General features: G+C 74.2%; 10 protein-coding genes. 4 read left to right on the forward strand and 6 right to left on the reverse strand.

Going from position 1 to position 13,556, the window contains the following annotated elements:
- Nucleotides 1–65: 65 nt before the first annotated feature.
- Together AB0D93_RS01780 and AB0D93_RS01785 are read left to right on the forward strand one after the other, a co-directional pair.
- Complete coding sequence (locus AB0D93_RS01780) at nucleotides 66–731, forward strand: SDR family NAD(P)-dependent oxidoreductase (protein WP_362111174.1); 666 nt, start codon at nucleotides 66–68, stop codon at nucleotides 729–731.
- An 83-nt stretch (nucleotides 732–814) separates the two neighbouring features.
- Nucleotides 815–1,762 carry an MIP/aquaporin family protein gene (locus AB0D93_RS01785; RefSeq protein WP_362111178.1) on the forward strand — a complete coding sequence of 316 codons (948 nt, stop codon included), beginning with the start codon at nucleotides 815–817 and terminating at the stop codon, nucleotides 1,760–1,762.
- Between the two features lie 12 nt (nucleotides 1,763–1,774).
- Here AB0D93_RS01785 and AB0D93_RS01790 read toward each other — a convergent pair whose 3' ends face one another.
- The 4 genes from AB0D93_RS01790 to AB0D93_RS01805 form a co-directional block, all read right to left on the reverse strand.
- Nucleotides 1,775–2,125 carry a transcriptional regulator gene (locus AB0D93_RS01790; protein ID WP_362111182.1) on the reverse strand — a complete coding sequence of 117 codons (351 nt, stop codon included), beginning with the start codon at nucleotides 2,123–2,125 and terminating at the stop codon, nucleotides 1,775–1,777.
- Nucleotides 2,122–2,586 (reverse strand): hypothetical protein, encoded by a 465-nt coding sequence (locus AB0D93_RS01795; protein WP_362111185.1) that lies wholly within the window; start codon nucleotides 2,584–2,586, stop codon nucleotides 2,122–2,124. The genes AB0D93_RS01790 and AB0D93_RS01795 overlap by 4 nt, the downstream gene beginning before the upstream one ends.
- Before the next feature lie 116 nt (nucleotides 2,587–2,702).
- Nucleotides 2,703–3,548, reverse strand: a complete 846-nt coding sequence (locus AB0D93_RS01800; protein ID WP_362111188.1) for a lipocalin-like domain-containing protein — start codon at nucleotides 3,546–3,548, stop codon at nucleotides 2,703–2,705.
- A 102-nt stretch (nucleotides 3,549–3,650) separates the two neighbouring features.
- Entirely contained in the window at nucleotides 3,651–4,730 is a 1,080-nt protein-coding gene (locus tag AB0D93_RS01805) for a helix-turn-helix domain-containing protein (protein ID WP_362111191.1), read from the reverse strand.
- Nucleotides 4,731–5,002: 272 nt separating this feature from the next.
- Between AB0D93_RS01805 and AB0D93_RS01810 the strand changes: the two genes are divergently transcribed.
- Both AB0D93_RS01810 and AB0D93_RS01815 read left to right on the forward strand, forming a co-directional pair.
- A complete protein-coding gene (locus tag AB0D93_RS01810) occupies nucleotides 5,003–7,159 on the forward strand; it encodes a flotillin family protein (RefSeq protein ID WP_362111194.1) in 2,157 nt (718 codons plus the stop codon).
- 76 nt (nucleotides 7,160–7,235) lie between these two features.
- A complete protein-coding gene (locus AB0D93_RS01815) occupies nucleotides 7,236–12,047 on the forward strand; it encodes a DNA repair ATPase (RefSeq protein WP_362111197.1) in 4,812 nt (1,603 codons plus the stop codon).
- 53 nt (nucleotides 12,048–12,100) lie between these two features.
- Here AB0D93_RS01815 and AB0D93_RS01820 read toward each other — a convergent pair whose 3' ends face one another.
- Both AB0D93_RS01820 and AB0D93_RS01825 read right to left on the reverse strand, forming a co-directional pair.
- Nucleotides 12,101–12,577: a hypothetical protein gene (locus AB0D93_RS01820; protein WP_362111200.1), complete on the reverse strand. Its 477-nt coding sequence runs from the start codon at nucleotides 12,575–12,577 to the stop codon at nucleotides 12,101–12,103.
- Nucleotides 12,578–12,666: 89 nt separating this feature from the next.
- Nucleotides 12,667–13,500, reverse strand: coding sequence for a hypothetical protein (locus AB0D93_RS01825; RefSeq protein WP_362111203.1), 834 nt, complete (start codon nucleotides 13,498–13,500; stop codon nucleotides 12,667–12,669).
- Nucleotides 13,501–13,556 lie beyond the last annotated feature (56 nt).

Here is a 13,556-nt window from a genome sequence, read left to right on the forward strand (position 1 = left end):
GCGCGGCGCCGTGGGTGGAGTCCGGCGGGTGTGCGGTGGCGGTGGGCGCGGTACGGATGCCTGGCATGAGCAGTATCGCCATTGTGGGTGCCGGACCGGGGCTCGGGGCCGCGGTCGCGCGGCGGTTCGGGCGGGAGGGGTTCGACGTCGCCCTCTTCGCCCGGGACCGGGAGCGGCTCGACGCGCTGGTGCGCGACCTCGGTGAGGCCGGGGTCGTGGCCCGCGGGTTCGTCGCCGACGTGCGCAGGCCGGAGGAGCTGGCCCGGGCGCTGCAGCGGGCGGCGGACGAGGTGGGCACCGTGGAGGTGCTGCAGTACAGCCCGGTGCCGCACCGGGACTTCATGCGGTCCGTGCTGGACACCGGGCACCGGGAACTCGTCGGCCCGATCGAGTTCTCCGTGTACGGGCCGGTCGCCGCCGTACAGCAGGTGCTGCCGGGGATGCGGCGGCTGGGGCGCGGGACGATCCTGTTCGTCAACGGCGGGACCGCCGCCGTACCGCACACCGAGCGGGCGGGTACGTCCATCGCGTTCGCCGCGGAGACCGCGTACGGGCATCTGCTGCACGAGCGGCTCGCGCGGGAGGGCATCCACGTCGCGCAGCTGGTGATCCCCGGGGCGATCACCACGGGGCACGCGCGCAAGGATCCGGCCGTGCTCGCGGAGACGCTGTGGGGCCTGCACCGGGACCGGCGCGGGTTCCGGCACTTCGCCGACGATCTGGACAGCTGACTGGGCACCGTCAACCTGCGGGGTGGTGGTTTGTACGCCAAGATGGTGATGTTGGCCGTATTGCTCTCTTCGAGGGGGCCTCCGTGGCTGTCGAAATCCCCGCGATCATCAAGCCGTCCCGGCTGAGGAGCCGGGGAGGCCTGCTGGGCGAGTGCCTCGCCGAGTTCCTCGGGACCTTCGTCCTGATCTGCTTCGGCTGCGGTGTGGTCGCGATGGCGGTCGCCGCGCTGCCCGGTTCGGGCCGGGCCGCGACGCCCACCACGATCTTCCTCGCGGCCGGGGACTGGCTGCTGATCTCCTGGGGCTGGGCGTTCGGCGTGGCGTTCGGCGTCTACGTCGGCGGCGGCGTGAGCGGGGCCCACCTGAACCCGGCGGTGACGCTGGCCATGGCGGTGCGCCGGGGCTTCTCCTGGGCCAAGGTCCTGCCGTACTGGTTCTCGCAGGTCGTCGGCGCGCTCACCGGCGCGGCGCTCGTCTACCTCGTGTACCACGACGCGATCAGCGCCTACGACCACGCGGCGCCGGGCCCGAAGGTGAACGGGCACACGAACGCCACCTTCTCCATCTTCGCGACGTTCCCGGCGGCCTACTTCCACGGCGGCGTCTGGGGGCCGCTGATCGACCAGGTCGTGGGTACGGCCTTCCTGCTCATGCTGATCTCCGCCGTCCTCGACGTGCGCAACCAGGCGGTGAAGGCCAACCTCGCCCCGCTGATCGTGGGGTTCGTCGTCGCCGCGATCGGCATGTCCTACGGCGCCAACGCGGGCTACGCCATCAACCCGGCCCGTGACTTCGGGCCGCGCCTGCTCACCTATGCGGTCGGCTGGAACAGTCTGGCGTTCCCGGGCAGCGTGCCGGGCGGGTACAGCGGCTACTGGTGGATCCCGATCGTCGGGCCACTGATCGGCGGTGTGGTCGGGATCGTGGTGTACGACCTCTTCATCGGCGATGTGCTGCTGCTGCGGGCGGAGTTGGCCGAGCTGCCGGAGCCGGGGCGGGCGACTCCGGTGCGGACGGCCGACGGGGAGTGAGCCGGCGGTGCGTCAGGAGCCGGAACCCTCCGGCTCGCTGGCCTCCGCGGCCCGGCGGGCCGTCGCCGCGATCTCCTCCAGCGCCGCCAGATGACGGTCGAGCGCCCTGCGGCCGGTGAGCGTGAGCGCGGCCCAGGTGCGCGGCCGCTTGCCGAGGTGCCCCTTGCGGATGCTGACGTAGCCCGTCTTCTCCAGCGCGGAGAGGGTCTTGCTCAGCGTGGAGTCGGAGACCTGGCAGTAGTCGCGCAGGACGGCGAACTCCGCCTCGCCGCACGCCGAGAGGTAGGCGGCGAGGGCCAGCCGCGTCGGGTGGTGGAGTTCGCGGTCGAGAGCGGGGGGCGCGCCGCCCATGGGGCCGGTCATGCGGTACCGGTCCGCCAGGTCGCGCGCAGCACGTGGTCCGTGCCGCAGGCCAGGCCGAAGGCGATGAACCAGCCGGTCACGCCGTACGGGATCGCGGCCAGCAGGCCGACTGCCACGGGGGCGAAGGGCACCACCCAGGCCCGCCAGGCGGCTTGGCCGGCGCCGCGGTCGCGGCTGAACCAGCGGGTCACCCCGCCCTGGTGCGAGCCGACCCAGATCAGCGCCAGGAAGACGATCAGGCTCACCACGGCGGCTGCCACGAGCCAGTGCCCCCACCGTGGCTCGCGGTCGGCCAGGCCCAGGGCGGTGAAGCCGGCCGCGCAGGTCAGGCCCTGTCCGACGGCATAACGGCGGGGTATGCCACGCCCGCTCGCCGTGCGCGCCGCGGTCCGGGCCGCGTGGGCGGCGGCGAGCGCGTCCCGCGCCTGCCGGGCGTCCATCGGATCCCCCGTGCTGCTCATGTGTGTTCCTCCGGTGTGGCAGGGAGGGGGCGGCTGGTCGGGCCGCCCCGGATGCATACCGAAAGCATGGACAGTACTTTCCAAGAATGCAAGTACTTTCCGATGGTGTCGATGCCTCAGGCGCCGATGACGTCCGTGAAGCCGTGCCCGGTGATCTCCTCGCCCGCGAGCGTGCCCGTCACATCGCACACGCCGGTGTGGACGCCCGGCGTGCTGAACAGCCCGCGACGCGTGATCGCGAGGGAGGCGTCGAGACCGGGGACGGTCAGCAGCCAGTGTCCGTCCCGCTCGGTCCGCCGGGCGTCCGTGATCAGGTGGGAGCCGTCGGCCCTGAGCGCGGTGAGCCAGGAGGTGCCGTCCCCCGCGGCGTCCCAGACGCTCAGATACCGGCCGGCGCCGAGGTCGAGCCCGAGCCAGGTGAACCGCGGCGCCTCGGTGGCCCCGGCGACCCACTGGCGGTCGAACCAGGTGCGTCCGCCGACCCGGTACGCCGTCCCCCCGACGGTGACGGTTCCCGACGTGACCAGGCCGGGCAGCGCGTACTGCCCCGTCCGTCCGCCGAAGAAGGGGAACACGCCGGCGCCGCCGCTGTAGAGCACGGGATCCTCGCGGCGCAGGGCCAGCCGGACCGACGCGCCGTCCGTCGTGCCGGACACCTCCAGCCCGTCCAGGTCCCCGCGCACGGTCAGGGCCGAGGTCCGCACGTCGAGCGAGTCCGCCGCCACCGTCACCGCGTCCAGGGCCTCGACGGTGTGCTTGTCCTCGGTGTGCCCGTCCGGCTCCCGGCGCAGTGCGACCGTGCTGAGGCAGGCGCCGTCCATCACCATCGTGTGGATCTTCACCCAGAAGACCTTCTCCTGGTCGTGCACCCTGGCGCCGAACCACCAGGACTCCGCCTCACCGGTACGGACCGGGGCGAGTCCGTCGGCGGCGTCGATCAGGGTGGGGCGGGCCGTGGTCATCGAATCTCCTGTCACCGGGCGGCCGTTGACGGCCGGATCACCGATCAAGGTTAGAACCGCCCGGCCACGGAAGACGGCCCGGCCGACCGGCCCCGCCGTGACTCACAGGGGGCGGTTCGGCCAGTCCAGCAGGCGGGCGCCGATCACGGCGGTCTGGAGCATGTAGCGGTGGGCCGGGTCGGCCGGATCGGCGCCGGTGAGCTGGTGGATGCGCTCCAGACGGTAGGTGAGCGCGCGGACGCTGAGGGAGAGCCGGCGGGCGGCCTCGGCGGCCACACACCCCGAGTCGAAGTAGGCGCCGAGCGTCTCCAGCAGCGGTACGGCTCCGCCCCGGGCGGCGGCGAGCGGGCCCAGGGTGTGCGAGACGAGGTCGACCAGCGCCTGCCGGTCCCGGGCCAGCACCGGGTAGACGAGCAGGTCGGCGGCGCGCAGCACCGGCCCGGCCAGTTCGAGACGGGCCGCCATCTCCAGTGCGGCGAGGGCCTCCTCGTAGGACTGCACGACCCCGCCCGCGCCGTGCTGGGGGCGGCCGATGGCGACCCGGCCGCCGCCCGCCGCCGCGTACGCGTGCTGGGCGAAGTGCAGGAGGACCTCGTCCTCGTCGCCCGGCGCGACGCACAGCAGCCGGCCGCCCTTGGTGGTGAGCAGGATGCTGCGGGAGTCGAAGCGGGCGAGGACGGCGGCCTCGACCCGGCGGGCGACCGGGCCGCCCTCGACACAGGGGGACGGGCCCTCGGCGACGGCCACCGCCTGCGCCCGGGACAGGCGCAGACCGAAGCGCTCGGCGCGCTCGGCGAGCCGGCCGAGGTCGCTGCGGCCGTAGAGCAGGTCGTCGATGAACTCGCGGCGCGCGGCCTCGTCGCGGCGCACGGCGAGCCGCTGGGCACGTTCGTAGCCCTCGGCGAACGCGTCGATCGCCTGCTCCAGAGCGGCCAGCGTGGCCAGGCCGCCCTCCGTCGAGCCGTGCGTGTCCGGCCAGGCGGCGCGGGTGGCGGCCAGGTGGGCGACGACCAGCGCCCGCAGTCCGTGCCCGGCGTCGGCGGCCTGCTCGCCCAGGGTCCGCCGCAGCTTCAGCTCCTCCCGGGTCAGCCGCCGTCCGGTGACGGCGACGTCGGCCAGCGTCCGGGCGAAGCCGTCCAGGTAGTGCCCGGACAGGTCGTGTCTGTCGTGCTGGTCCCCCATGCCGGTCCCGTCCCCCGTGATCTTGACGCGCCGGTGACGCCTTCTTGGCGCATGTCCGGCACACAGACCCTAGTGAACACTGCCGGAAACCGGCAATGCGCCGGTGCGTGCCGCCGTCGCACCATCCTCTGCGGGGAGCACTACGGAGGGTCGCGGTGCCGGGCACCGGCGGATGACCGGGAGAAACGGCCGGCACGGGGGTCCGGGCGGCCGCCCGGCACCGCGGCCCCGGGGGGCTCCGTACCTCGTCGTCTGACGCAAGGACGTATGCCATGGAAGTCCTCGGCGTGCTCGTCGCCGCCTGTCTCGTCGTCGTGCTGCTCGCGCTGCTCGCGTTCTCGCGGCTGTACCGCAAGGTGGACCAGAGCCAGGCCCTGATCGTGTCGAAGACGCGGCGGGTCGACGTGTCCTTCACCGGACAGGTCGTACTGCCGATCGTGCACAAGGCCGAGGTCATGGACATCTCGGTGAAGACCATCGAGATCAGCCGCTCCGGCCGGGACGGGCTGATCTGCCGGGACAACATCCGCGCCGACATCCGGATCCTGTTCTTCGTCAAGGTCAACAAGACCGTCGAGGACGTCATCAAGGTCGCCCAGACCGTGGGCACCGAGCGCGCCAGCCACCAGGACACGCTGCAGGAGCTGTTCCACGCGAAGTTCTCCGAGGCGCTGAAGACCGTCGGCAAGCAGATGGACTTCACCGACCTGTACACCAAGCGCGAGGAACTCCGGTACCACATCATCGAGTTGATCGGCATCGACCTCAACGGCTACCACCTCGAGGACGCGGCGATCGACTACCTGGAGCAGACCCCGCTGTCCCAGATGGACCCGGCCAACGTCCTCGACGCCGAGGGCATCCGCAAGATCACCGAGCTGACGGCGGTCGAGCACGTCCGCACCAACGAGGCCCGCCGCAACGAGCAGAAGGAGATCACCCGCCAGGACGTCGACGCCCGCGAGGCCATCCTGGAGCTGGAGCGCCGGCAGGCGGACGCCGAGATCAAGCAGAAGCGGGAGATCGAGACCTCCCGGGCCCGCGAGGAGGCCGAGACCGCCCGCGTGGTGGAGGAGGAGCGGCTGCGCGCCCAGGGCGCCTTCCTGCGCACCGAGGAACAGCTCGGCGTGCAGCGCGAGAACCAGGCGCGGGAGATCGCCGTCGCCGCGAAGAACCGCGAGCGGGTCATCGCTGTCGAGAACGAGCGCATCGAGAAGGACCGCCTGCTGGAGGTCATCGCCCGGGAACGGGAGACCCAGCTGACGAAGATCGCCGCCGAGAAGGAGGTCGAGGCGGAGAAGCGGGAGATCGCCGAGGTCGTCCGGGAGCGGGTCGCGGTGGACCGTACGGTCGCCGAGCAGGAGGAGTCCATCAAGAAGCTGCGCGTGGTCGAGGAGGCCGAGCGCGAGCGGCAGGCCCTCGTCATCGCCGCCGAGGCGGAGGCGCAGGAGAAGCTGGTCAAGGACATCAAGGCCGCCGAGGCCGCCGAGCAGGCCGCCACGCACCGCGCCGCCGAGGAACTCACCCTGGCCGAGGCCCGGTTGAAGACGGCCGACCTCGACGCCCGGGCCAAGCTGCGGCTCGCCGAGGGCGTCCAGGCCGAGTCCGCCGCCGAGGGGCTCGCCGCCGTGCAGGTCCGCGACAAGGAGGCCGAGGTCACCGTCAAGGCGGGGCGCGCGGAGGCGGAGGCCACCGAGGCCCGGCTGCGGGCGGAGGCCGAGGGCACCCAGGCCAAGGCGCTCGCGGAGGCCGAAGGCGCACGCGCCAGGGGTCTCGCGGAGGCCGAGGGCGCGCGGGCGGCGGCGCAGGCCACCGAGGCGCGGCTGAAGGCCGAGGCGGAGGGCGCCCGGGCGAAGGCCCTGGCGGAGGCGACCGGTATCGGCGAGAAGCTGAAGGCCGAGGCCGCCGGTCTGACCGAGAAGGCCGCCGCGATGGCCGCGCTGGACGAGGCCTCGCGCGGGCACGAGGAGTACCGGCTGCGGCTGCAGGCGGAGAAGGAGATCCGGCTGGCCGGTCTGGAGACTCAGCGGCAGGTGGCGGAGGCCCAGGCGACGGTCCTCGCGACCGGCCTGGAGCACGCCGACATCGACATCGTCGGCGGGGAGTCCGTCTTCCTCGACCGGCTGGTGTCCTCCGTCTCCCTCGGCAAGGGCGTGGACGGCTTCGTCGACAACTCCCACACCGCGCAGGCCCTGGCCGGGCCCTGGCTGGACGGCTCGGGCAGCTTCCCGCAGGACCTGAGCCGCGTCCTCGGCTCGCTCGGCTCGGCGGACCTGCGGAACCTGACGGTCTCGGCGCTGCTGATGAAGCAGATCAAGGGCGGTGGCCCGAATGCGGGTCAGCTCCAGAAACTCCTGGACCGGGCGAGCGAACTGGGCCTGTCGGACACGCCGCTGACCGCGCTGAACGGGAGCGGCGCCAGGAGCTGAGGCCGGACGGGGGCGCGGTGCCTCGCAGCCGACGGCACCGCGCACCGGCACATGACCACGAAGGGAAGAACGCTCCATGGCCACCGTCGACGCCGGTACCTACGAGGTACTCCGCGACCGGCTCGCGGCCCAGGCGGCCGAGCTGGCACGGCGGGCCGGGTCGTTGAACGCCCGCCGCGCCGAGGAGTTCGGCTCGGCCCGGATGGACCTCGCGGGCACCGCCCGCCTCCGCACCGAGCACGCGTGCGTGCCGAGCGACATCGTGGCCGTGGGGGACGCGCTCCTCTTCGGCGCGACCGGGGTCACGGGCGGAGTCTCGGACGTCCTCACGCTCTACGGCCGCGACGGCGGGCGGCTGGCCGAGGGCGCCGTGCCGGGTCTGCTGGACGACCCTGGTTTCGTCAAGGAGTTCGGCGCGCTGCACCGCTACTACCGCGAGGCGAGCCTGCTGAGGCTGCGCCGGGCCGAGGGCCGGCTGCTGGCGGTGTTCCGCACCGGCGAGAAGGCCGACGACGTGCGCGTACTGCGCTGGAGCCTCGCCGACGACGGCCGGGTGGCGTTCCTGGACGCCCGCGGCGACCGCGACGACGTCTTCCCGCCCGGCCAGGACGTCACCTGGACCGGGACCACCCGCGAGGACCACGTCCTCGGCCGTGACCCGTACGTGGCCGTGCCCGGCGGACTCGGCGTGACGACCGTCGGCGGCTCCCTCACGGTGCGCACCCCCGACGGTGAGCCGCTGTACGCCGAGCCCGTGCAGGAGCCGCTGCAGTCGCTCGCGGACGCGGCGGTCGGGCACGCCCGGGTCGGCGCCCTGGTGCTGCTGCGGGTGCGGCCGTACAAGGAGGACGCCGACCGGTACCTGGTGTTCGACACGCTGAGCCGGACGGTGGTCCGGCTGGACGGCATCGGGCAGGCGTGCCGGCGGCTGCCCGAGGAGCAGGGCATCGTCTTCCCGGGCGGGTACTGCCTGGCCGGGGGTGCCCACAAGACGTACGAGGTCGACACCGACGGGCTGGAGTTCGAGCGGGAGGTGCGCGCACCGAACGGCGAGGACGTGCTGTACGCCTTCCGGTCCCGCGCCCAGGGGCGCACGCTGCTGCTGTCGTACAACACCCTGCGCAAGGAGGTCGCCACCCCACTGCCGTGCCGGGGCTGGGCGCTGTTCGAGGACGGCGCGCTCGCCGTGCTGCGCGCCGACGGCGACGAGCCCGCACACACCCATCCGGTCCAGTGGTGGACCTCGCCGTACGTCTCCGAGACCCACGCGGCCGCCCTGCGCACCGGCACCGGCGTGTTCGCCCGGGTCGGCAACGCGGACCTCGTGCGCGGACTCGCCGACTGTCTGTCCGTGGCCCGGCTGGTGACCGACGGCATCGGGACGAGCGAGGGGTACCGGGCGCTGGTGGCCGCCTGTGTGCGCGCCGCCGACACCCACCACTGGCTCACGGAGCCGGAACTCGGCGGCCTGGTCGGCCCGTTGGGGGACGTGCGGGACACCGCCGAGCAGGTGCTGGGTGAGTTCGAGACCGTGCGGGAGCTGACCCGGCAGGCCGCCGACGCCCTCGACGAGGCCGACGGGCGGATCGCCGCCGTGGTGCGCCGGCTGCGCGGCGAGGCCCCGCGGGAGGCCGCCGCCTGGGTGCGGGGGCTCACCGACCTCCGGCAGGCCCACGGGCACCTGCTCACGCTGCGGGAGCTGCGCTACGTCGACGCGGCCCGGCTGCAGGAGCTGGCCGACGGCGCCGAGGCCGACCTGGTCGCGTTCGGGCGGCGGGCGGTGACGTTCCTGGCCCGCGCGGACGCCTTCGCCGGTCAGCGGGAGGAGGTCGAGCGGCTGGTCGCGGACGCGGCGGCCGTGGAGACCGTGGCCGGCGGGGCGCCCGTGGCCGCCCGCCTAGACGAGCTCGCCGACGGGCTGCGCACGGTCACCGAGGTCGTGACCGGCCTCGACATCGCCGACGCCACGGTCCGTACGGCGGTGCTGGAGCGGATCGCCGACGTGCTGGGCGGCGTCAACCGGGCCCGGGCGACCCTGGACGCCCGCCGCCGCAGCCTCCAGGACCGCGAGGGGCGGGCCGAGTTCGCCGCCGAGACGGCCCTGCTGGCCCAGGCCGTCACCGCCGCGCTCGCCGCGTCCGGCACCCCGGAGCAGTGCGACGACCAGCTCGCGGCAGTCCTCGCCCGGCTGGAGGACCTGGACGGGCGGTTCGCCGAGTTCGACGACTTCCTCACCGAACTCGCCGACCGCCGCACCGAGATCCACGAGGCGTTCGCCGCCCGCAAGCAGTCCCTCGCCGACACCCGCGCCCGCCGCGCCGAGCAACTCGCCGTCTCCGCCGGGCGGATGCTGGAGACGGTCGCCCGGCGCGCGGCCACCCTCCCCGACACCGACGCGGTCACCACCTACTTCGCCTCCGACCCGCTGGTCGCCAAGGTCCGCCGCACCGCCGGCGAACTGCGCGCCCTCGGCGACGACGTGCGCGCCGAGGAGCTCGACGGCCGGCTGAAGTCCGCCCGCCAGGAGGCCGTCCGCGCCCTGCGGGACCGCGCCGACCTGTACGCCGAGGACGGCCGCACCCTGCTGCTCGGCGGCCACCGCTTCGCCGTCAACACCCAGCCGCTCGACCTCACCCTCGTCCCGCACGGCGACACCCTCGCCTTCGCGGTGACGGGCACGGACTACCGCGCCCCCGTCACCGACCCCGGCTTCGCCGGCACCCGCGCCCACTGGGACCGACGGCTGCCCTCCGAGTCGCCGGAGGTCTACCGCGCCGAGCACCTCGCCGCCCGCCTGCTCGCCGAGCACGGCCCGGCCGTCCTCGCCGCCGCCGACGACCTGCCGGACCTGGTCCGCAGGGCGGCGCAGGAGTCGTACGACGAGGGCTATGAACGCGGCGTCCACGACCATGACGCGACGGTCGTGCTGCGCGCCCTGCTGCCCCTGTACGAGGGCGCCGGCACCCTGCGCCACGAACCGGCCGCGCGCGCCGCCGCCCAGTTGTTCTGGGCGCACGGCACCACCGAGGAGGCCCGTACCGCCTGGGCCCGGCGGGCTCTGTCGCTGGCCCGGGCCCGGGACGCCTTCGGCGGCGTGCCGGCCGTGGGGGAGCTGCAGCGGGAGCTGGCCGGGGCGATCGAGACCTGGGACGCCTCGGCGGCGGGCGGACCGGCCGCCGCCTATCTCTTCGAGGAGCTGACCGGCGGCCCGGAGGGCTTCGTCCTCGGGCTGACGGCGCGCACCCTGCTGGAGAAGTTCCGGCACGCGGGCGGGAGTTACCGGGACGACCTGGAGGGGCTGACGGACCTCGGCGCGCGCCGGCAGGTCGTGCACGCCTGGCTCGGCGCCTACGCCGCCGCCACCGGCACCGAGGCCGGCCCCGGTGAGCTGGCCGAGGCGGTCGCCGCCGAACTGTGCCCCGGCCTCGTCCGCTACGACGGCGACGCCCCGCTCACCGCGACCGCGGAGGGCCTGCTGGGCGCGCACCCGCGGGTGAGCGCCGGACAACTGCCGCTCCGGCTGGACGAGTTCCTGGCCCGCACGGCCCGTTTCGGCGCCGAGGACGTCCCGGCCTTCCGCGCCTACCAGCGCCGCCGTACGGCCCTGGTGGCGGCCGAACGGGACCGCCTCCGCCTGGACGACCACCGCCCCCGGGTGATGTCGGCGTTCGTCCGCAACCGCCTGGTCGACGAGGTCTACCTCCCCCTGGTCGGCGACAGCCTGGCCCGGCAGCTCGGCACCACCGGTGAGTCGAAGCGCACCGACACCGGCGGGCTGCTGCTGCTGATCTCCCCGCCCGGCTACGGCAAGACGACCCTCATGGAGTACGTCGCCGACCGGCTCGGCCTGATGCTGGTCAAGGTCAGCGGCCCGGCGCTCGGCCACACCGTCACCTCGCTGGACCCGGCCGACGCCCCGAACGCCACGGCCCGCCGCGAGATCGAGAAGATCAACTTCGCGCTGGCGGCCGGCAACAACACGCTCCTCCATCTGGACGACATCCAGCACACCTCGCCCGAACTGCTGCAGAAGTTCATCCCGCTGTGCGACGCCACCCGGCGCGTGGACGGCGTGTGGGACGGCGCACCGCGCACCTACGACCTGCGCGGCAAGCGCTTCGCGGTCTGTATGGCCGGCAACCCCTACACCGAGTCCGGCGAGCGCTTCCGCATCCCCGACATGCTCGCCAACCGGGCCGACGTGTGGAACCTCGGTGACGTCCTCACCGGCAAGGAGGACGTCTTCGCGCTCAGCTTCGTCGAGAACGCGCTCACCGCCAACCCGGTGCTCGCCCCGCTCGCCGCCCGCGACCGCGCCGACCTGGACCTCCTGGTCCGGCTGGCCGCCGCCGACCCCACGGCCCGCGCCGACCGCCTCACGCAGCCGATGACGGCGGCCGAACTCGAGGGTGTGCTGGCCGTGTTGCGTCATGTCGCCGCGGTGCGGGAGACGGTGCTCAAGGTCAACGCCGCCTACATCGCCTCCGCCGCGCAGTCGGATGCGGCCCGCACGGAACCCCCCTTCCGGCTCCAGGGCTCGTACCGCGACATGAACAAGATCGCGCAACGGCTGCGGCCGGTCATGAACGACGCCGAACGCGAGGCCGTCGTGGCCGACCACTACACGGCCGAGGCCCAGACCCTCACCACGGGCGCCGAGGCCAACCTGCTGAAGCTGGCGGAGCTGCGCGGCACGCTCGACGCCGTCCGGGCCGCCCGCTGGGCCGAGGTGAAGGCCGCCCACGTCCGGGCACGCACCCTCGGCGGCCGCGACGACGACCCCCTCACCCGCGCGGTGGCCGCCCTGGGCCTGCTCGCGGACCGGGTGGCGGCGGTGGAGTCCGCCATCACCCGCGCCCGGGCGGACTCAGGGGGCGAGGAGCGGTGACGCTCCGCTTCCGCGCGCCGTCGCCGGCGCGGCGGGACGGGTGACGCCGTCGGTCAGCAGCCCGTGGCCGGGAACACCGGGACGAACTGCACCCGGGCGTGGTCGTCGGCGTCCAGGACACGGTTGTAGTCGGTACGGTCGACGCGGTACCAGACGTCGTCCTTCTTCCGGTTGCCGTTCACGTCGTCGAGGCGGACGCACCAGCGTTCCGGGCGGATCTCCTTGCGGTAGGTCTCCGTGCCGTGCCGCACCCTGTGGCAGTCCTGGTAGCGCTCGGTGGTGTACCAGGTGCGGGTGCGGCGGTGGCTGCCGGACCCGGAGCGGGAGCTGTGCCCGACCCGGTGGGTGCGCGTCGTGCAGTTCCTGACCATGTGCGGCCGGGTGGCCGGCGTGGTCTTCCTGGTGACGTGGCGGAGCGTGTCCTTGAGGCCGTGGACGGTGTCGTCGCCGTCATGGCCGCCACCGCACGCGGCGAGCAGGGCCAGCAGGACCGCCGTCACGCCGGCCACCCGCACTCGTTTGTCGAACATGTGTCGCTCCCCCTGTCGTTCGGCGCGTAGCGTAGCCGACCGCCGAACGACAGGGGGAGCTTGCGTCCGTGCCCGTTGAGGGCGCCCGGTCAGCCGAGGCAGACCAGGACCAGGCAGAGCTGGCCGGGGGAGGTCGATGCCGGGGACGTGGTGGGCGTCGAGGCGCTGCCGCCGGTGCCGGCGGGGGGCGCCGGCTGTGCCGTCGTACCGGAGCCGCCGGAGCCGCCGGTGCTCGTGCCCGAGCCGCCGGTGCTCGTGCCGGAGGACGTGTGGGTGTCGGTCCGCGGCCGCGGGGCGGCCGGTGTGGCCGACGCTGTCGGGTGCGGGGCCACCGTCGCGGTGGCTGTGTGGCTCACGGTCCGGGCCGTGCGCGGCGTGATCGCGAGGGTCTGCTGGTGGGTGCCGTCGGCGGCAGGGGTCCGTGCCGCCTGTGTGGCGGGGGCGTGCCGGTGCGTGGTGGCGGGCGGGGTCGGCGTGTTCGCCGGCCGGCTGGGCGCGGCCGACGGCTCGTCGCTCAGGCCCATGCTCCGGTTGTCCGGTGCGCTGGCCGCCTGGGCACGGTCGCCGGAGCCGCCGCGGTCCATGGAGGCGAGCGTCAGGCCGCCGCCGACCAGCGCGACGGCGGTCGCCACCACGGCCCGGCGCTGGCTCTTCTTCCAGCGGGCCCGCTGCCGCCGCCGGGCCGCGCGTCCGCGCGGGGCCGGGGGAGCGTCCTCGACGTCGGCGGACGGCATGTCCTCCGCGTCGGCGGGCGGTGCGGCGGCGGGTTCCTCGGCGCGGAACCAGCTGTCGGCGGCCGGCGGTACGGCGGTGACGGCGGGGGCGTGGGAGCGGGGCGGGGCTATGTCCGGGGCGTAGGCACCGCACCCGGGACACACCAGGGCGCCGTTGAGGTGCCGGCGGCACGAGGAGCAGTAGTCCATTTGTCTTCCTGGGTCCAGGGGGAGCGGCGAGCAGTCACGCTAACGAGCCTTTCGAA

Source organism: Streptomyces sp. NPDC048191 (assembly GCF_040652655.1).
In the GTDB taxonomy this organism is placed as follows: Bacteria; Actinomycetota; Actinomycetes; order Streptomycetales; family Streptomycetaceae; genus Streptomyces.